Here is a 19974-nt window from a genome sequence, read left to right as displayed (position 1 = left end):
GATGTCGTTTACCACGCTTTTGATCGGCCACGAATCCCTTGTGATTCAATGTGGAACCATGCTGCGCGAGGCGGGTCACGGCATTCAGGGCGTAGTGACCCGAAACGACGACGTTCGCGCATGGGCTGAGGCTGAGGGCCTACCCGTTCATGCCCCTGGTAAAGATTTGCAGGACCGGCTGGGTGAGACCTCATTCGACTGGTTACTCAGCATTGCCAATCTGGATCTTCTGCCGCAATCGCTGCTGGATCGAGCGGGCAAAGGCGCGGTCAACTTTCACGACGGCCCATTGCCGCGTTATGCAGGGCTGAACGCTCCGGTATGGTCGATTTTGAACGGCGAGACCCGGCACGGCATCACATGGCACATGATTTCAGGTGGCGTGGACGAAGGCGACATTATCGCCCAGCGCATGTTCGATATCGACACCAATGAGACGGCGCTGACGCTGAACACCAAATGCTATGCCGCTGCGATCGACAGCTTTCCCGAAGTGATTGGGACACTGGCAAGTGACCATCCCACGCTGACCAAACAGGACCTGAGCCTGCGCAGCTATTTTGCCAAAGACGCGCGCCCTTCGGCAGCAGGACGGCTGGATTTCATCAAATCGGCACAAGAAGTTGCGACATTGGTCCGTGCGCTGGATCACGGCGAATACTGGAACCCGCTGAGTTGCGCCAAGCTGGAACGCGGCGGTCGCATCTGGCTGGTTGGCAAGGCTGACGTGGCTGAGGCCGATGCCATCGAAACCCCCGGCACCATCCTGTCGCGCACCGAAGACAGCCTGACCATCGCCACTGCTGACGGCGCGGTCGCGCTGAGTGGATTCCGCGATTGCTTTGGTGCGACCGTTTCGGCTGATACGGTCACGAATGGCAGCAAAGCCCTAGCGTCTCCCTCGGTTGAAGAGGCTGAAGCGTTGAGCAAAGAGCTGACCTCGACGCTCGCCTCGGAGCCCGCGTGGCGGGCTGATCTGGAGCAGCTCAGCCATCCCGACATTCCGATGATCGACGCCTCCGCAGCGTCAGGCGCGCCGCGGATGCAAACGCTGCACGTTCCTGCGGGCGTAACCGAAGCACAGATCAACGGCGCGCTGGCCGCGTTGTTCTGCCGTCTGGCCGACAGCGATACGCTCGATCTGGCGCAACAGATGCCGGGCGACAGCGCCCATCTGTCGCCTTGGGTTCCGGTGCGGTTCAGCACGGGCAGCAGCTTTGCCGCCTCTTGCGCCAAATTCGATGCCGAGCGCGCCAACGCTCAGGTGCGCGGACCGTTTGCCTGTGATCTGCCCGCCCGTGTCCCGGCGCCGGTTCAAACGCCGCAGATCGGCATCACCAACTCCGTCGCTTCGGGGCTGGTTCCCGGTACCAGTCTGACTCTGGCACAAAACGGAGATCAGGTGATCCTGATCGCCGACGGTGGTCAAGTTGACGAGACCTCACAACGCCTGTTCTCGGCCCGGCTGGAAAGCTTACTAGCCGCGCTGGCCGAACCTGGCATAGCCGAGCGCCCCGTCGCCGACCTGCCCATTCTGCCCGATCCCGAGCGGCAGCAGATCGTTCTGGACTGGAACGCGACCGCAACCGACTACGACCAGACCTCATGCGTGCATCATTTGTTCGAGGCGCAAGCCACGCGCACCCCTGACGCCGAAGCACTGGTTTTTGAGAACACAGTCTACAGCTATGCCGACCTGAACGCCGCCGCGAACCGCGTGGCGCATGTGTTGCGAGATATGGGTGTCAAACCCGGAGTTCTGGTTGGCGTGCATACACGCCGCTCCCCCGCTCTGCTGATCGGCGCGCTGGCTGTCCTGAAAGCGGGCGGGGCTTACGTTCCCGTCGACCCGACCTATCCAGCAGATCGCGTCGCACTTTATCTGGAAGACAGCGGAGCGGCCGTTGTCGTCACCGATTCAAGCCTTGCCGGTAATCTGCCCCCGCATAGCGCTCAGGTTCTGGAACTGGACAGCGATCCCCGCATTGCCGCCGCCGGGGTTGAGAATATCGACAGCGGCGTCAGCGCTGATGATCTCGCCTATCTGATCTATACGTCCGGTTCGACAGGGCGGCCCAAAGGCGTGATGATCGAACATCGCAATGTGGCGAACTTTTTCACCGGCATGGACGGGCGCATCCGTCATGACCCCCCCGGCGTGTGGCTGGCCGTCACCAGCCTGTCCTTTGATATCTCGGTTCTGGAGCTGTTCTGGACGCTGGCGCGTGGGTTCAAGATCGTTCTCAGCGACGACGAAAACCGCACACTGGTTGCAGGCGACGCGGATTATTCCAAGGCCATCACGGGCCGCGGGATGGAGTTTAGCCTGTTCTATTGGGGCAATGATGACGGCGTCGGGCGCGACAAGTACAAACTGCTGCTAGAAGGCGCGCAGTTTGCCGATCAGAACGGTTTCTGCGCTGTCTGGACGCCCGAGCGCCATTTCCACGCTTTCGGTGGCCCCTACCCCAACCCGTCCGTGACCGGTGCCGCCGTGGCTGCCGTCACGCAGAATATCAGTGTGCGCGCAGGCAGCTGCGTGGCACCCCTGCACCACACCGCCCGGATTGCCGAAGAATGGGCCGTGATCGATAACCTGACCAACGGGCGCGCCGGGCTTGCCATTGCGTCGGGCTGGCAGCCCGATGATTTCGTCCTGCGTCCCGAAAACACTCCGCCCAACAACAAGCCTGCGATGTTGGAATCCATCGCCACCCTGCGCCAGCTTTGGGCCGGGGAAACGGTCGAGTTCCCTACCAAGTCCGGCGACATGCACGGCGTCGTCACCCAACCGCGCCCGGTGTCGAAGATCCTTCCGATCTGGGTCACCACAGCGGGCAACCCCGATACGTGGCGCGAGGCAGGCGCCATTGGCGCCAATGTTCTGACCCACCTTCTGGGCCAAAGCATCGAAGAGGTGTCGGAGAAGATCGGCATCTACCATGAGGCGCTGCGCGAGGCCGGGTACGACCCGAAAGACTTCAAAGTCACCCTGATGCTGCACACGTTCGTCGGCGAAGACCGCGAAGCGGTGCGAGAGGTCGCGCGCGAGCCGATGAAGGATTACCTGCGCGCAGCTGCTGGCCTGATCAAACAATACGCGTGGGCTTTCCCTGCGTTCAAGAAACCCAAAGGGGTAACCAACCCGTTCCAACTGGACCTTGGCAGCCTCTCCGAGGATGAGCTGGAAGGCATTCTGGACTTCGCCTTCCAGCGCTATTTCGAAGATTCCGGCCTGTTCGGCACGATTGAGGATTGTTTGCAACGGGTCGAGGAATTCAAGCGCATCGGCGTCGATGAGATCACATGCCTGATCGACTATGGCATCCCAGTCCCTCAAGTGCTGGACGGTTTGCGCCCACTGGCCGAGGTCCTGCGGCTGGCAAATCTGGAAACCGCGCTGGACGATAACGACTATTCCATCGCTGCGCAAATCATCCGCCATAAGGTCACGCATATGCAATGCACCCCCTCGATGGCGCAGATGCTGGTAATGAATGACGAGGCGCGCTATGCGCTGGGTCAGTTGAAACATATGATGGTCGGCGGTGAAGCCTTGCCCGGCGCGTTGGTGTCAGAGCTGAACAAGATCACGCAGGCGCAGATACAGAACATGTATGGCCCGACCGAAACCACCATATGGTCCACCACCGAAATGGCAGAACCTGTTGCCGGTGTGGTCAATGTCGGTACCCCGATTGCGAACACTCAGGTTTACGTTCTGAACGACGCCATGGACCCGGTTCCGATCGGCTCGGCCGGAGAGCTTTACATCGGTGGTGCCGGTGTTGCGCGTGGTTATTGGCAGCGCGAAGATTTGACGGCCGAACGGTTCGTGCCGGACCCATTCTCGGGCCTGCCCGGCGAGCGGCTCTATCGCACGGGCGATCTGGTTCGCTGGCGCGCCGATGGCAAATTGGACTTCCTGGGCCGTGCCGACCATCAGGTCAAGCTGCGCGGCTATCGCATCGAACTGGGCGAAATCGAAAGCTTGCTGGACGCCTGCCCGGGCATTCGCCAAACGGTCGTCATCGCCCGCGAAGATACGCCTTCGGTGGTTCAACTGGTCGCTTATCTGATCACCGATGCACCCATTGTGGAAACGGCGTTGAAAGAAGCACTTTCTGCGCAACTGCCGGATTTCATGGTCCCGGCGCATTTTGTGACGCTGGAGCAGTTCCCGCTAACGCCGAACAAGAAGATCGACCGCAAGGCCCTTCCCGCCCCGGCGCCACGACGGGTCAGCAGCCCCGTGGGCGCGGCTCAGCCCGCAGCAAGTGGCAGCAATCAGCAAAAAATCGCTGCGATCTGGGAACGTATTCTGGGCGTCACCGGTGTGACCGGGCGGGACAGCTTCTTTGATCTGGGCGGGCACTCGTTGCTGGCGGTTCAGGCGCATCGCGAGATCCGAACCGAGCTGGACGTGCCATCGCTCAGCATTACCGACATCTTCCGCTGCCCCACCCTATCCGCGCTTGCTGACGTCGTGGATCAGAAAACCGAAGGCACCGCCCCGGCAGAAAATGCGGAAGAGGTTGCCGCGGCCAAGGCAGAACGCGCTGCTGAGCGCAGCGATGCGATGGCCCGTCGTCGACAGATGCGATCCCGGCGCCAAACATCGGTATGATCGACCCGGATGCGATCATCGCCCCCCTGCGCCGGATTCTCGGTGCAGGTGTGGGGATCGCTGTCACCGACCCAGCCGTCTCAATCGGGCAGCTGTTGCCGGAGGAAGAACCCACAATCGCCCGCGCCGTAAAGGCCCGTCGAGTTGAGTTCACTGCCGGGCGCGTGGCAGCCCGGCAAGCCCTGGATCAGATCGGCCAACCTGCCGTGGCCATCCCCAGCGCACCTGACCGCAGCCCGATCTGGCCGCCGGGCATTATCGGTTCAATCACCCATTGCGCCGATCTTTGCATCGCCCTCGTCACCCGACCTCAGATTGCGCAGGGTATCGGCGTGGATGTCGAACCCAACACCCCTCTGGATCGTGAGATGCTCGATATCATCTGTACGCCCGCCGAACTATCTTGGCTGGCAGCTCAGCCAGCGGTCGAACAGAACCTGCGCGGCATAGAGATATTCTGCGCCAAAGAAAGTGCCTATAAGGCGGTCTATCCGTTGATGGGCAAAGTTCTTGCGTTTACCGATATGCGGCTCACCTTCGACCCCGACGGCACGCATTTTACCGCCATGATACCTGGCGCACCCGTCATCGAGGGCTCATTGATACGCCTGCCGCAGCACATCATCTGTGTATCGAAGGTGCCACCCGTGATCTAGGCGGGACGGGTTCAGCGATAATGATGCCCTGCCTGCAATCGGTCCGCAATCTGCAGCGATCCCTAAATTCAACGGCGCCTACGCCTGCGGAAACGTCAGCGACGCTTCGCGACGAAATCGAGACCGATGTCCAGGCAAGGCGCGCTATGAGTGATCCAACCCATTGAAATAAGATCGACCCCGGTTTCCGCCACGGCCCGCACGCTGTCAGGGGTGATCCCACCCGAGGCTTCGGCGATGGCTCGCCCGTCGATCATCTCCACCGCACTGCGCAGGGTTGCCGGATTCATGTTGTCGAGAAGCACCGCATCGGCACCGATCTCCAGCACTTGGGCCAGTTGCTCCAGCGTATCGACCTCGATCTCGATCTTGACCATATGGCCCACCGTATGCCTCGCTCTGGTCAGGGCCGGGCCAACGCCCCCGGCAATGGCGATGTGATTGTCCTTGATCAGCACTGCGTCACTCAGGGAGTAGCGGTGGTTCATGCCACCGCCTGCACGCACCGCATATTTTTCAAGCGCGCGCAGACCGGGGGTGGTCTTGCGGGTGCAGGCGATGGCGGCATGTGTACCTTCGATGCGGTGCACCAGATCGGCGGTTACGCTGGCGATACCCGACAGGTGTCCCATGAAGTTGAGTGCGGTGCGCTCGGCGATCAGAAGGCTGCGCGATGGACCTTCGAACGTGGCGATGATCGTGCCCGGCGCGACGGGGTCGCCGTCCTCGACATGGCGGGTCATTGTGATAGCCGGATCAACCAGTGAGCAGGCAAGCTCTGCGCAATCCAATCCGGCAATGCATCCGGATTGCCGCACCCGGGCCACAACCTCCGAGAAATGATCATCCGGAATAACAGCGGTCGAAGTGATATCACCAGCCAGGCCCAGATCCTCATCCAGCGCGCGGCGGATCATTGGTTCAAGCATCAGCCGGGGCAACGGTGCAAGGGGCATGTGGGTCATGGTTCAGGCAGTCCTTGGCAAGGGGTGTTCGCTGACCGAGTTGGCACGGGCCAAAACCTCGGTCAATGTCATCAAGTTTGATTGCGCTGCAGTTGCTGGTTCGGGGAAATCACTGCGATAATGCCCGCCGCGCGATTCACAGCGTCGTTCGGCGAAAACCGCAATTGAAAGCGCGACGAGAGCTGCATCAGAGGCGCGTCCGCCCGCATGAACCAGCGGCAACAAGTCCGAGATGGCACGACGCAGCCCCACCCCGTTACGGATCACGCCCAGATGTTGCGAAGCCAGAGGCTGCACCGAGTTGAGATCTGTCCTAGGCAACCTCTCAGGTTCGGGCGCAGTCAGAAGGGTTTGCATCTCTCGCCCGACAATGCTGCGCGCAGCGCGACGCCCCATCACCACCGCCTCCAGCAGTGAGTTGCTGGCGAGGCGATTGGCACCATGCAAGCCCGTGGCCGCGCATTCGCCAATAGCCCAGAGGCCCGGCAGCGTACTGCACCCGCCCTCGTCGACAGCAATACCGCCCATATGGTAGTGCGCTGCCGGTCGTATCGGGATCGGTTCGCGCACGGGGTCTATACCATGGGCGGCGCACAGGGCGTGAATGCTGGGGAAACGCTGTGCAAAACCAGAGCCAAGCGTTGCACGCGCATCGAGAAACGCCTTTCCACCTTCCGAAATCACCCGATGCACGGCACGGGCAACCACGTCACGTGGGGCCAGTTCCGCATCCGGAATATGCGCCATGAAGCGCGTGCCAGTCTGGTCGATCAGTGTGGCACCCTCACCTCGCACGGCTTCGCTGATCAAAGCCAAGGGTGTTCGCACGCTATCGAGTGCAGTGGGGTGAAACTGCACGAATTCCATATCCCGCAAAGCCGCTCCCGCACGTGCGGCCATCACGACGCCCTGACCGATATTGCCCGAAGGGTTGGTGCTGGCGTCAAACAGACCGCCACAGCCACCAGTTGCCATGATGACCTGAGCGGTGCGCAGAACCTCGGCATGATCACCATTTTGCAGATGAATGCCGCTGACGCGCCCGTCGGTTGTCATCAACCGCCGGACCTCGACACCGGTCAGGCAGGTGATCGACGGAGATCGTCGCACGGCACGCGTCAGGGCTGACGTGATTTCGGCTCCGGTGCGGTCGCCGCCAACATGCAGGATGCGGCGGCGCGAATGTGCTGCCTCTCGCCCAAATGCAAAGGCGCCGTCTGCGGCTCTGTCGAAGCGAACGCCATGGTTCTCCAATACGGCGATCGCCTCCCTTGCTTCCGACAGGATGCCGGAGACGACAGTTTGGTCACATAGACCGTCCCCGGCTCGCAAGGTATCGGACAGGTGTAATGCAGGATCGTCGTCCGACGCCAAGGCGGCAGCAATCCCCCCTTGCGCCCAAGCGCTGCTACATTCCTGCCCCAACCCATCGCGGGTGATCAGCACCACCGGTTGCGGTGCCAATTCCAGCGCGGCCATCAGCCCGGCGATGCCGCCACCGACGATGGCGGTTCGGCCATGAAGCCCTTCCAGCCGGATCATTTCACCGCCAGCATCCGTTCTACCGAGCGGCGCGCATCATTGGCGATTGCCGGATCAACGGTGACCTCGTGACGCCCAAACTCCAGCGCCTCGCGGATGTTGCGCAGGCTGATGCGCTTCATATGCGGGCACAGGTTGCAGGGACGCACAAACTCCACATCCGGGTGGTTCAGCGCCACATTGTCACTCATGGAGCATTCGGTCAGCAGACAAACCCGCGCCGGTTTCTTGTCGCCGACGAAATCCGACATTACCGCGGTAGAGCCCGAGAAATCCGCCTCGGCCACCACATCGGGCGGACATTCGGGATGGGCCAATACGGTGACGCCTGGCCACGCCTCGCGCATCGTGCGTACGTCTTCCGGGGTGAACAACTCGTGCACTTCGCAATGTCCGTGCCAGGCGATCAGTTCTACATCGGTTTCTTTGGCGACGTTTCTGGCAAGATATTCGTCCGGTATCATCAGCACGCGCGGCACCCCGAGGGATTCCACCACTTTCACCGCATTGCCCGAAGTACAGCAGATATCCGATGCTGCCTTCACAGCTGCCGACGTGTTGACATAGGTGATCACGGGCACACCGGGATGAGCTTCACGCAACAGGGCAATATCCTCGGGCGTGATCGAATCCGCCAATGAACAACCCGCACCCGTATCCGGGATCAGCACCGTTTTTTCAGGGTTTAGTAACTTGGCGGTTTCAGCCATGAAATGCACGCCCGCCAGCACGATAACATCGGCGTCGACCTCGACGGCTTCGCGCGCAAGGGCAAGGCTATCGCCTACGATATCAGCCACACCGTGGAAGATTTCCGGTGTTTGGTAGTTGTGGGCGAGGATAACCGCATTCTTCTCGCGCTTGAGTTCGAGGATGGCTTCCAGATCCTCTTCAAACAGCATCCATTCAGGTGGCGGAATGATCTGCTTGACCCGGTCATATAGCTCCGGAAGATGGAAATCTTTCATTGGCTTCTCCATTTATACTCGATTCGAGTACATCGAAGCTGTGATTATTCTCGATTCGAGATTATGTCAAGCAAGGCTCACGACCTTGAGAGCGGTAACCTTGCTGCTGATAACATACGAGCTTCGAGAATAGCTGGCCGATAGCGGAACAGACGCGCCGGTCGCCCGCCGGTACCGCTGGACATTTCACCGGTCTCTTCAACCAGCTCCTGCTGGTCGATCTGGCGGCGAAAATTCGGTTTGTGCAGGTGCAGACCTGACAGCGCTTCGACCGTGCGTTGCAGCTGCAACAATGTGAAGCTCTCAGGCATGAGCTCGAACACGACCGGAGAATACTTGATCTTGGCCCGCAGGCGCGAGATGCCGGTGGCGAGGATGCGACGGTTGTCGCCTGCCATGGGACGACCGAACTCTGCACCATCGACCAATCCGGCCTCGTACATCAATTCGTAACGCTGCAACGCCAGTTCTTCGTTCCAGGTCTTGCCATTAAGACCAAAAAGATAATCGACGCGCTGTATCAGCAATGGATCACTGCCCGCCCATTCGGTCAGACGCCGGGTGATATGCGGCAATACCTCGGGACTGCGATCACGGTGATCCTCCCAGGGGAAATACTGATACCAACTACGCCAGGCCGGACGTCCCGCACCGGCGGCGTCCTGCTCTCGCACCAAACCGAGATAGCTGATCGATATGCGCTGCGAAACATCGGCAGTGTCAGAACGCGGATCACGGTCCTTGTCGGCAAAAGTGTAGAGTTGTTCAAGATAGCCCACCGGATGACCAGTCTGCGCCTCAATCCAGGCGCGCAAACCACTCTGAAGGCTGCGATGCGAAGACTCGAAGGGACCAGACGGCAGCGCCTCGCCACCGCGCAACGTCATGACGCGTGGCTGATTGTCAGTCACGGCGGTCAGGATGGCGATCAGTTCTGCTGGGGCTAGTCCGCTGGGCAAGAAGATACCTGTATGTTGAATATCGCTGGGCGCTGGTCTTAAGATTACTTTCTAGCTTGTATCTCAAGCCTTTGCTTGCGGAAATGCCAAAGCGGATCGGCCTCTTTGTTTGAAGCGTGTTTAACGGGTTTTGTTGATCGTTTTCCACAAACCCTGAGCAGGTTTTTTTCTACAATGCGCGATGATCACCGAAGTAGATTCGTAGCTGCAGCACCAACCAAACCTAAGCCCTCAGATTCGATTGCTTATAAATGCCTACCGAAACGACCGAGGCTGTTTACGATCTGGCTGTATGCGAAATACCGGTACACAACGCCATCGGATCAGCAAAGCAGTCAGCCCCCAATTCAGCGATTTCGCAATCCAATTACGATTACCACTAAAGGTGCTTCTATTCCCTTTTCGGCAACGTGAATTCTTTGGAATTGCAATAAGTTGGCAAAGTCATCGCAAACGGCCCTTTCCAACGAAAGCCTGCTCCGGCATTAAATAAAAAACATACATGCCTGTTTTTTATTTGACCAAGACGTGTACGCCGCCCTAACGTAAATCAACCTCGACCCCGAGGATGATTCGAAAGCCTATGACCCAAAGCAAACAACAACAGAAGAGTGAAGAGATGCGCGCCAGATTGCGGCGCGCAACATTGCTGACGTTGATGGAAAAAGGTTTCCGCAACGCAGGAACTCCCGAGATCTGCCGCCAGGCCGGCGTATCCCGTGGGGCGATGTTTCATCACTATCCCAACCGTAACGCCCTGCTGCTCGATGCAGCGATCGACCTATGGCAAAAAGTGCCTGAACGCCTGCGCGGGCTGGTCGCCGAATTCAAGGATGGCGCATTTGATGTCGATGCCTTTGTCGATGGCGCTTGGGAAAACATGTTTGCCGATGACGTCGTGCTCCCCTCTTTGGAACTGACATTGGCCGCGCGAAATGATGCAGAACTGGCCGAACCCGTGGCCAAGGGATTGCGGGATCTGTTCAACAGCTACTACGCCATCTTGCACGAAACCTTCGCCGCTCAAGGCTGGGAAGAAGAGGCTATTCGCGATTGTATCAACCTAGTGCTCTGTGCCCTGCGCGGCCTCAAAGTACAATCACTGGTCTATCACAGCCCACAATTCGAAACCGAGATGATGGCGTCGCTCAAGAACGCTTTCAGACACGCGATCCAGGCCATGGCCGAGGATAAGAGCTAGAGAAAACAGGAGAAAAATGGCGACAATTCGGAACGTGCTGCTGGTCATTGCTGACCAGTGGCGTGGGGATACTATTGCCGCATGGGGGCATCCGGATGTGAAAACGCCGCATCTGGACGCTTTCGCAGCCGAGGCGATGTCGTTCCGTCGGCATCACGCGCAGGCCGCACCCTGCGGGCCGTCGCGGGCCTCCCTGCTGACGGGCTTATATCTGATGAACCACCGGCAGGTCAGCAATGAAACTCCGCTGCCTGCCAGCGTTCCAACCCTTGCACATCTTGTGGCAGAAAGCGACCGCACGCCGGTTCTGTTCGGCTACACCGATACGCCCAACGATCCTGAGAACGCCGCGCAATTGCAGCCTTGGGTCTGCCCCGGCTTCGAAACTCGCGCCGGTTTCTTCTACCACGACGGTTTTGCCGCGTGGCGCGATTGGCTGCAGGAGCACGGTGTCGAGATCGAACAGGACGACGATCCCGAAAGCGTCTTTCTGCCCAGGGGCGGCTATGACCCCGCGCAGCCGGACGCACCCTGCCAATACCCGGCGAAATTCAGCGACACAGCCTTCATGTTTGGCGCAGCGCGGGAATACATCACCGAGATGGGCACGCAACCGTGGTTCGTGAACCTCAACTGCCTGCGTCCGCACCCGCCGATGGTTGCGCCCGAACCATTCAATCGTTTGTTCGAACCCGCGAACTTGACGACTCCGGCACGACTCCATGCCCCCGCGCAAGTGGCGGAAAGCCACCCGTTTCTGGCCGCATCTCTTGCTGCCTACGGGGCCAAGCGCTATTTCCGCACCGACCTCACATCCGATCAGGTGACCGACGACCACGACCGTAAGATGCGTGCCGCCTATTACGGGAACATGGCCGAGGTGGATGAGAAATTCGGCACGCTGATCGCCGATCTCAAGGCCAGTGGGCAGTATGACGAAACGCTGATCATCTTCACCTCGGACCATGCTGACCAGTTGGGCGAAAACTGGATTTATGGGCGGCGCGGGCCGTTCCCTGGCCTGTTCCATGTGCCGCTGATGATCCGAGATCCGCGCCATCCGGCCAGCCACGGCACCGAGAGCGACGCATTCACCGAAACCATCGACATCCTGCCTACCATCGCTGATGCGATCGGCCAGCCCGCGCCGCAATGCGACGGGCGTTCCCTGACCCCGTTCCTGCAGGGCAAACCGCCCAAGAACTGGCGCTGGCATACGGTGTGGGAGACCGATTTCCGCGAGCTCCGCTTGAACCCTGATCTGAAGCGCTTGCTGCCGGATCACGTGGACGACTGCTGTTTCACCGCGCTGATGTCGCGGGATTGGCTTTACATCCATTTCCCGGCGCAACCCGCGCTGCTCTACGACCTGAATGCGGACCCGCATTGCCACGACAATCTGGCCCAAGACCCGACGCATGCCGCGCAGCTGGCCGCCTGCGCACAGGCGCTGCTGAGCCACCGCATCAAACACACACCCAAGCAATTGTCGGATTACTGGTTGACCTACGCGACCGACGGCAAGGCGCAGAAAACCTGGAACACGGGAGGAGACGCGTGCTGAAGATTTCAGGCCTGACAAAGAAATTCGGGGCCTTTCAGGCGCTGAACGTCGGGCAAATTGACATACCCACGGGACAGGTGACCGGGATTGTCGGCCCCAACGGGGCGGGCAAGACCACCCTGTTCAACACCATCGGCGGCGCTTTTCGCCCTGACGCGGGCAAGGTGGTGCTGGACGGCACCGACATCACCGGCCTTCCGCCGCACAAGCTGGCCGAACAGGGGCTGGTGCGTACCTTTCAGATCAGCCGCGATCTGGGCGCGCTGACCATTCTGGAAAACCTGCTGCTGGCACGCCCTGGACAACTGGGCGAAGGCATCGCCGCCTCGCTGTTTTCCCGCGCCCGCATCCGCGCCGAGGAAGAGAAAGCCATCGAACACGCCCGCGCCCTGCTGGAGCGGGTCGATCTGTGGCGACTGGCTGATCAGTCGGCGGCGAACCTGTCTGGCGGTCAGAAAAAGCTGCTGGAAGTGCTGCGCGCCATGATGCTGTCGCCCAAGGTCATCCTGCTGGACGAACCCGCCGCCGGTGTCGCGCCGACGATGGAGGGCGTGTTGGCCGACTTCATCCTGTCGCTCAAGGCCGAGGGCGTCACGTTTGCCATCGTCGAGCACGACATGGAGATGATCGAGCGTCTGTGCGACAGCGTCTACGTGATGACTGAAGGGCGCGAGATGATGCACGGCTCGTTCGCGCAGGTCACCACCGATCCGCGCGTGCTGGAAGCCTATCTGGGGAGCATGGTGTGATGAGCAATCCGATCCTGACAGTCGATGCCCTGCGCGCCGGATATGGCAGCGGCGGCGATATCATCAAGGGTGCAGGGTTCACCGTGTCCGAGGGGGCGATCTCGACCATCGTGGGCCCCAATGGGGCGGGCAAGTCCACACTGATCAAATCGCTGGTTGGCCTGCTGACGCCGCGCGCGGGCACGATCACGCTGAACGGCGCCAATGTGACCCGGCTGAACGCGCCGTCCAAGGCCCGCGCCGGGTTGGGGTATGTGCCACAGGAACACAACGTGTTCCGCAACATGTCTATCGGCGAGAACATGACGCTGGCCTATGAGTTCATCGCCAAAAACACCAAGGACCTGAAAGCCGCGCGCGAGCGGGTGTTCGACATCTTCCCCGACCTTGCTCACCGTGAGGGCGACATGGCAGGTAACCTGTCCGGCGGGCAGCGACAGATGCTAGCCTTTGGCTGCGCGCTGATGCCCGACCCCTCGCTACTGTTGTTGGATGAACCCAGCGCGGGCCTCAGCCCGAAATACGTGGCCGAGATGTTTCAAGCCGTGAAAGCCGTGAACGATGCGGGCGTGTCGGTCCTGATGATCGAACAAAACGTGAAAGAGGCGATGGTGATCTCGGAAACCGCCATCGTGCTTGTGTCGGGTCAGGTCCGGGCGCAGATGCCCGCCCCCGATTTCCTCAACCATCCGGATATCCACGCGCTCTATATGGGCACGGCGGATGCCACAGCGGCGGAGACCGTCTGATGTTGCATATCCTGCTGAACGGCGTGGTCTCGGGGCTTTTGGTGGCCCTGCCCGCCATCGCGCTATCGCTGACCTACGGCGTGCTGAACTTTCCCAATTTCGCCATCGGCTCGATGATCACAATGGGCGCTTACATCGCCTTGTTCTTCAACGTCGATATCGGCGCGCCGCTGCTGCTGGCCGCCGGGCTGGGGGCGGTCGGGCTGGCCTCGGTCGCGCTGCTGACGGATCGGCTGGTCTATAAACCGCTGCGCAATTCGGACCACGTGACGCTGTTGGTGGCGTCGATGGGGGTCTATTTCGTGCTGGAGAATGTGGTGCGGTTCCTGTGGGGGTCGGACATTCGCGGCTATGACATCGCCGTGGCGCGCCCGCATCGCTGGATGGGGATGCGCGTCAATAACGAACAGATCACCATCGTCATCGTCGCGCTTCTGGCCATGGTCGCGGTGTGGTTCATTCTGATGCGCACCCCGCTGGGCCGCGCCATGCGAGCCGTATCGGACAACCCTGATCTGGCGGGCGTGCGGGGCATCAATCGCAACTACGTCATCGCGGCGGTCTGGGCGATCTCGGGTGTGCTGGCGGGCTTTGCCGGAGTGCTGGTGGGTATGGACGGCGTGGTCGATCCGCTGATGGGCTGGAACTACATCCTGCCGGTCTTTGCCGCGGTCATTCTGGGCGGCATCGGCAACCCGCTGGGGGCCGTCGTCGGCGCGCTGCTGATCGGTGTAGCCGAAGAGCTGTCGACCCTGATCCTGCCTACCACCTACCGTCAGGCCGTGGCCTTCATGATTATCGTCCTGGTGCTGTTGCTGCGCCCGCATGGACTGTTTGGCAAAGCGAGGATCAGCAGATGATCGGCTATCTCACCGCAATTCTTATCTTCGTTATCATCTCGGCCCTGATCGGGCTGGCGCTGAACCTGCAATGGGGTCAGGCCGGGATGGTCAATTTCGGCATCTTCGGCTTCTTCGCTGTTGCCGCCTATGTCGCGGGTCTGTCGGCGCTGGCCGGGGTGCCCGCGCTGATCGCCGCCGGGCTGGCGGTGATCGTGACCGTAATCCTGTCGGCGCTGGTGGCGTTGGTCTCGGCCCGATTGCGCGAGGATTATCTGGCCATCGCCACGCTGGCCTTTGCCGAGGCCGTCCGCCTGTTCCTGCTGAACGAGACCTGGCTGACCGGTGGTGCCAACGGCTTGCCCGGCATCCCCCGACCGCTGTCCGGCGTTGCCTCGGGCCTGAACTATGAGTTGATGTTCCTCGCCATTTCGGTCGCGGTCTTCGCCTTGTGCTTTGTCTTCGCGCAACTGCTGACGGTTTCGCCTTTCGGGCGCGTCTTGCGGGCGCTGCGCGAGGATGATCTGGTCGCCGCGACGCTAGGAAAAACCACGCTGTCCTTCCGCGTCCGCGCCTTTGCCGCAGGCGGGGCCATCATCGGTGCGGCAGGCAGCCTGCACAGCTTTTACTTCAGCTATATCGACCCCACGCAGTTCGGCGCGTTCGTCACCGCCTATGCCTTTATGGCTGTGATTGCGGGCGGGCGCGGGTCGAACACCGGCCTGATGATCGGCGCGGTATCGGTGATGGTGCTGCTGGAAGGCACCCGTTTCCTGAAAGACCTCATGCCGTTTCTGGACGCAGGACAGGCCGCATCACTGCGCCTGATCCTGATCGGCGTGGGCCTCATCCTTCTTTTGATCTACCGCCCGCAGGGTTTCATGCGTGAATACCGCCTGCAGGCGAAAGACGGAGAACTGTCATGAGCCGGATTTCTCCCCTCTCGGCTGACACCCTTTCGGATGAGGCCCGCACCGTCTTTGACGAGATGGGCCGCTACGGTCCATTCGGCAATCTGGTCGGCGCGATGGCGCACCGTCCGGTGATCCTGAAACACCTGTTCGGTATGTTGCTGGACCTGCGGGACGAGGCGGTGCTGCCCCGCCGCGCGCTGGAACTGGCGCTGGTGACCGTGTCAAAGCTGAACGAATGCACCTATTGCATCTCGCACCACGCGCCGATGCTAGAGGTCTCGGGCCTCAGCGCCGAAGGCATCGCCCGATTGCCGGATGTGGTCGATCACCCCGAACTGGACGCAGTGGACAAGATGGTGGTGCGCTATGCCATGGCCGTCACCACCCGCGCCAACCGGATGCGGGATGCCGAGGTCACCGACCTGCGCGTCCATTTCACCGATGCGCAGATCGTCGAACTGACCTGGCGCATCGCGCTGTGCGGCGCGTTCAACCGTTTCAACGACGCATTGCAACTGACGCTGGAACCGGGGGTCGAGGAGGTCCCCGCCAGCACATGACCACTCAGAGGAGGACAGAGTGATGACAAAACTGATCATGAACCGCAGGCGGTTTCTGGGCACAACAGCGGCAGGACTTGCCGCCACGACCCTGCCGCTGCCCGCGCTGGCGCAGAACGCGCCGGTAAAGATCGGCATGATCTCGCCCCTGACCGGCGGCGGGGCATCTTACGGCCCCAACATCGTCAAGGCGGCGCAGGTCGTTGCAGGCCAGATCAACGACGCGGGCGGCATTCTGGATGGCCGCCAGATCGAGATCATCGCCGAAGACAGCGAAACCAACCCTACCGCCGCCGTGCGCGCCGCGCGCAAGCTGCTGGACGTGGATCAGGTCAGCGCCATTGTTGGCATGTGGGGCTCGGGTCCGACGCTGGCGGTCAAACCGCTGGCCATCGAAAAAGGTGTCTCGGTCAGCTGCCTGGGCGCGGCGGATGCGATCACCGAAGGTGATCATGGCGGTCTGATCTGGCGCTTTCAGGCCACAGGCCGCGAGTGGGGTGTGCCCCCGGCCAAGGCGATGCTGGCGGCGGGCTACAAGAAGGTCGGCATTCTGGCGGTGCAGACGGCGTTCACCCAGTCAATGATCGGCCCCTTCGTGGAAACCATCGAAGCAGGTGGTGGCGAAGTGGTGGTACAGGCCGAGGTCAAACCCGATCAGCCCAGCTTCCGCGCCGAGGTCGACAAGGTTATGAGCGAAGATGTCACCGCCGTCTTCCTGCCTGCCTATGTCACCCAGTTTACCTCGATCGCCAAGGAATGGTTCCGAGGTGGATACGAGGCCGAACTATACACCCTAACCATCGCCGCCAGCGCCGGTGTGAACGGCGGCGGTAAGTTCATTGAAGCCGTCGGCGCAGAAGTAGGCGAAGGCATCAACCACCTTCAAGCCACCAATGACAGCTCGTCGGCGGCCTACAAAGAATTCGAGGGCCTGATGGGCGTCGAACCCGGTACCTTCCTGCCCTTCTCGGCCCTGTGCGCGGATTCGATGGCCGTTCACGTGGCAGCGATGGAAAAGGCGGGCACGCCGGATGCCACGGTTTACACCAAGGAAATCCTGAGCATCACAAATGGCGGTGGGTCAGATGTCGGCGGTGCTGTTCCCCTGCTCGAAGCTGTTCGTGCAGGCACGGCAGTAAATTACACAGGTTACGGCATGGATGTCGCCTTCCACCCAGACGGCAACCTGAAAGACCGGCCCTTCGCACATTTCGTCATCAAAGGCGGCAAAGACGTTGAGCTCGGCACAATCTGATTTGCAATTACTGCTTGGTAGCATCTAGCCCTGTGGCATCCCTACAAACGGGGTGCCCGACCAAACCATACAAAATAGAACTTGGCCATACCGTACATGGATAATGTCACGAGTCTGCGATCCGGAATCGCGGGCATTTGTGACGCGCTCACGCTGATCAAACACGGCGACACTATCAATTTAGCGGATAACTACGCCTGATCCTCTCGCAGCAAGCATAGGCTTAGTTTGTATTCCCAATACCCACTAAGACCAATACCTTCAAGAAGCGAGGAACCGCGACAGTGGAAATCTGAACGTGTCCTCATGGCATTTCAGCGCGTTAAGCACTGCGGACCCGGTGAAATCACGCGTATCGTATTGGCAAACGCTGACCAAGGGATGACGATGCCCGATCTCGTGATTGAATTGTCGCTCGTAAGCAAACAACTCCTCATGGCTCATGCCCAGATCCAGACACCAGCTCATGTCGCCCAGCAACCTAAAGCTGCGCCATCCGGCGCGGGTGGCCGTAAAGATGCTGCGCTCGATAAAGCGACACATCTCTTCACCATCAGGCAGACCGCAGCTTTGGACGAGTTGGCCAGTTTCGATCGCATTAGGCAACCCGTCCCACGCCTGACCGATGTGACTCAAAATTTCGGTTCGCACCTTGTCCGTTGCGATTAAAAAGCACGCGTCGCCATTACGCAGACCATCGGCGAGAAACGGCACCGACCATTTCAGCCGCCCCAGATCGTTTTCGTAAAGCGTGCAGATGTGATTGCCGTATTCGATGGCCACACCTTCCAGCAGTACTTCGCTAGGGCGGCCATTCTGAGAGGTTTCGCCATCCGTCGTGACGTTACCGTCAAGGAAGGCCATCAAATCCTCGCGGCGAAAACGGCGCTCTTTCTTGACGCCAATGCGCTGACACACCAAACGTCCTGAATTGGTCCAGCGTCGCAATGACGCTTCGCTGACTTTCAGGATGGCGGCGGCTTCCTTGATGTTCAGAAGCTCTGCGCTTGGATCAGGTTGTATGGCCACGTTCGCTCCTTGTGACATATTTGCGGTATCTGACGCCGGGTTGCTGCAGGGGTGGGTAATTCCCGCAGCTTATTGAACTCACAGATAATTCCCGCGCCAAAACAATTGCTCCCACCTCCACTATATCCAACCGACTATGGTGAGCAAGGTCCATTAGCATTGGTTATACATAGTTATACTTTTATATCTTTTAATGGATTTTGTTGACATATTGCCGCACTCAACGCTAACGTTCAACATCAACAGCTTCCCGATGATGTCACCGCGCTGACCTTCATTCGGCAAACACGTTCGGTATCACAGCCCCGGTCAAACAGGGTGCGCAAAGCCGGACGTCCAACAGAGAGGAAACCCAAGATGACAGACAAAGTCCGGCTTTTGCACCACCCAGCCTCGCAACCCTGCCGAACGGCGCTGCAATTCCTGATCGAAAACAATATTCCGCACGAGGAAGAAGTCGTCGACATCACGACCAACATTAACGAAAGGCAGGAATTCAGGGATGAATACAACCCGACCGGTCAGGTGCCGATCCTGTGTGACGGCGATCTACGGGTCTGGGAAAATGTCGCCATCGGACGCTATCTGAACGAAAAATACGACTGCCCCGATCATTGGTTCGGTGGCAACCTGCTTGAGCGTACGCGGATCAACATGTTCGTACAGTGGTACGCATACACGCTGCGGTTAGGCGGGGGCGCCTTCCACTGGACGATCTTCGCGCCGATGATCTATGGCACTGACAAGGATTTCACCGCCGAGGTACGCAAGGGCAAACACCTGCTGTACGAGGCGATGGATTTGCTGGAAAACTACTGGTTGAAGGATACCGAATATCTGTGCGGCAACCAGATCAGCTATGGCGATCTGGCCGCATTCCATGAATTCGTGTCGCACGAGGCGGGTGGCATCATCCCCGATACCGTTTGGGCCAAGCATCCCAAAACACGCGCCTGGTTCGAGAAGATCTCGGAACGCCCGGCAGCGAAGCAGGTGAGTAAGTGGCAGTATGAAACGATCCGTCAGGTTCTGGGCGGTGAGTTGAAAGTAACGTTCACACGCCGAACCGCGGTTTTGAAAGGCACCGAGGCGCATGGCGGCCACAATACCGGTCTGGTTCACACCGGCGAGAAACGCGATTACATCGCCGAAGTTGAATCAGCGGGCTGATCCACTAGCCCTCTTGGACAGATGGGAATGCCGCCCTGCGAGATCGGGTGGCCTTCCTTCCGCTCCACTGGAACGTGGCCTTTGCGACGCTCCGGTTCAGAAACGAAAGCTCTGATCATGCGTACGCGTGCCGCCGTTGCCGTTCAGGCTGGCAAACCTTTGGAAGTTATGGATGTGAACCTTGAAGGCCCCAAGGCGGGCGAGGTTTTGGTGGAAATCAAGGCGAC

16 protein-coding genes and 1 pseudogene are annotated in these 19974 nt (G+C 60.0%); 12 read left to right on the top strand and 5 right to left on the bottom strand.

The annotated features are described in order from the left end of the window. Window position 1 precedes the first annotated feature (1 nt). Together ACR0NF_RS15805 and ACR0NF_RS15800 are read left to right on the top strand one after the other, a co-directional pair. Entirely contained in the window at window positions 2-4627 is a 4626-nt protein-coding gene (locus tag ACR0NF_RS15805; RefSeq protein ID WP_480778561.1) for a MupA/Atu3671 family FMN-dependent luciferase-like monooxygenase, read from the top strand. Continuing rightward, window positions 4624-5283: a 4'-phosphopantetheinyl transferase family protein gene (locus tag ACR0NF_RS15800; RefSeq protein ID WP_480472317.1), complete on the top strand. Its 660-nt coding sequence runs from the start codon at window positions 4624-4626 to the stop codon at window positions 5281-5283. Before ACR0NF_RS15805 ends, ACR0NF_RS15800 begins: the two co-directional genes overlap by 4 nt. Window positions 5284-5378: 95 nt before the next feature. Here ACR0NF_RS15800 and nadC read toward each other — a convergent pair whose 3' ends face one another. From nadC to ACR0NF_RS15780, 4 genes are all read right to left on the bottom strand, one after another. Next, window positions 5379-6239, bottom strand: a complete 861-nt coding sequence (gene nadC, locus ACR0NF_RS15795) for a carboxylating nicotinate-nucleotide diphosphorylase (protein ID WP_480472316.1) — start codon at window positions 6237-6239, stop codon at window positions 5379-5381. Between the two features lie 12 nt (window positions 6240-6251). Continuing rightward, complete coding sequence (locus ACR0NF_RS15790; RefSeq protein WP_480778560.1) at window positions 6252-7790, bottom strand: L-aspartate oxidase; 1539 nt, start codon at window positions 7788-7790, stop codon at window positions 6252-6254. Beyond that, on the bottom strand, window positions 7787-8758 hold the full coding sequence (gene nadA, locus ACR0NF_RS15785; RefSeq protein ID WP_480472314.1) for a quinolinate synthase NadA: 972 nt from the start codon (window positions 8756-8758) through the stop codon (window positions 7787-7789). Before nadA ends, ACR0NF_RS15790 begins: the two co-directional genes overlap by 4 nt. 77 nt (window positions 8759-8835) lie before the next feature. Beyond that, window positions 8836-9717, bottom strand: a complete 882-nt coding sequence (locus ACR0NF_RS15780; RefSeq protein ID WP_480472313.1) for an NUDIX hydrolase — start codon at window positions 9715-9717, stop codon at window positions 8836-8838. Between the two features lie 619 nt (window positions 9718-10336). Between ACR0NF_RS15780 and ACR0NF_RS15775 the strand changes: the two genes are divergently transcribed. From ACR0NF_RS15775 to ACR0NF_RS15740, 8 genes are read left to right on the top strand one after another with little or no spacing between them, the layout of a single operon-like run. Beyond that, window positions 10337-10918: a TetR/AcrR family transcriptional regulator gene (locus ACR0NF_RS15775; protein ID WP_480472312.1), complete on the top strand. Its 582-nt coding sequence runs from the start codon at window positions 10337-10339 to the stop codon at window positions 10916-10918. Window positions 10919-10934: 16 nt separating this feature from the next. Further along, complete coding sequence (locus ACR0NF_RS15770) at window positions 10935-12482, top strand: sulfatase-like hydrolase/transferase (protein WP_480472311.1); 1548 nt, start codon at window positions 10935-10937, stop codon at window positions 12480-12482. Continuing rightward, window positions 12476-13231 (top strand): ABC transporter ATP-binding protein, encoded by a 756-nt coding sequence (locus ACR0NF_RS15765; protein WP_480472310.1) that lies wholly within the window; start codon window positions 12476-12478, stop codon window positions 13229-13231. Before ACR0NF_RS15770 ends, ACR0NF_RS15765 begins: the two co-directional genes overlap by 7 nt. Then, window positions 13231-13980, top strand: coding sequence for an ABC transporter ATP-binding protein (locus ACR0NF_RS15760; protein ID WP_480472309.1), 750 nt, complete (start codon window positions 13231-13233; stop codon window positions 13978-13980). Before ACR0NF_RS15765 ends, ACR0NF_RS15760 begins: the two co-directional genes overlap by 1 nt. After that, window positions 13980-14840 carry a branched-chain amino acid ABC transporter permease gene (locus ACR0NF_RS15755; RefSeq protein ID WP_480472308.1) on the top strand — a complete coding sequence of 287 codons (861 nt, stop codon included), beginning with the start codon at window positions 13980-13982 and terminating at the stop codon, window positions 14838-14840. Before ACR0NF_RS15760 ends, ACR0NF_RS15755 begins: the two co-directional genes overlap by 1 nt. After that, window positions 14837-15745: a branched-chain amino acid ABC transporter permease gene (locus tag ACR0NF_RS15750; protein ID WP_480472307.1), complete on the top strand. Its 909-nt coding sequence runs from the start codon at window positions 14837-14839 to the stop codon at window positions 15743-15745. Before ACR0NF_RS15755 ends, ACR0NF_RS15750 begins: the two co-directional genes overlap by 4 nt. Then, the gene (locus ACR0NF_RS15745; RefSeq protein WP_480472306.1) at window positions 15742-16293 is read left to right on the top strand and encodes a carboxymuconolactone decarboxylase family protein; all 552 of its coding nucleotides are present in this window, start codon (window positions 15742-15744) and stop codon (window positions 16291-16293) included. Before ACR0NF_RS15750 ends, ACR0NF_RS15745 begins: the two co-directional genes overlap by 4 nt. 22 nt (window positions 16294-16315) lie before the next feature. Then, window positions 16316-17548 (top strand): ABC transporter substrate-binding protein, encoded by a 1233-nt coding sequence (locus ACR0NF_RS15740; protein WP_480472305.1) that lies wholly within the window; start codon window positions 16316-16318, stop codon window positions 17546-17548. Window positions 17549-17809: 261 nt separating this feature from the next. Here the strand turns inward: ACR0NF_RS15740 and ACR0NF_RS15735 are convergent, their stop codons facing one another. Then, window positions 17810-18577 carry an MEDS domain-containing protein gene (locus ACR0NF_RS15735; RefSeq protein ID WP_480472304.1) on the bottom strand — a complete coding sequence of 256 codons (768 nt, stop codon included), beginning with the start codon at window positions 18575-18577 and terminating at the stop codon, window positions 17810-17812. A 357-nt stretch (window positions 18578-18934) separates the two neighbouring features. Between ACR0NF_RS15735 and ACR0NF_RS15730 the strand changes: the two genes are divergently transcribed. Continuing rightward, window positions 18935-19747, top strand: coding sequence for a glutathione binding-like protein (locus tag ACR0NF_RS15730; RefSeq protein ID WP_480472303.1), 813 nt, complete (start codon window positions 18935-18937; stop codon window positions 19745-19747). Between the two features lie 117 nt (window positions 19748-19864). After that, window positions 19865-19974, top strand: a pseudogene (locus ACR0NF_RS15725) (S-(hydroxymethyl)glutathione dehydrogenase); the annotation flags it as partial.

The organism is Ruegeria sp. CF4 (assembly GCF_056537345.1).
This window is presented reverse-complemented; position numbering and strand designations above follow the sequence as displayed.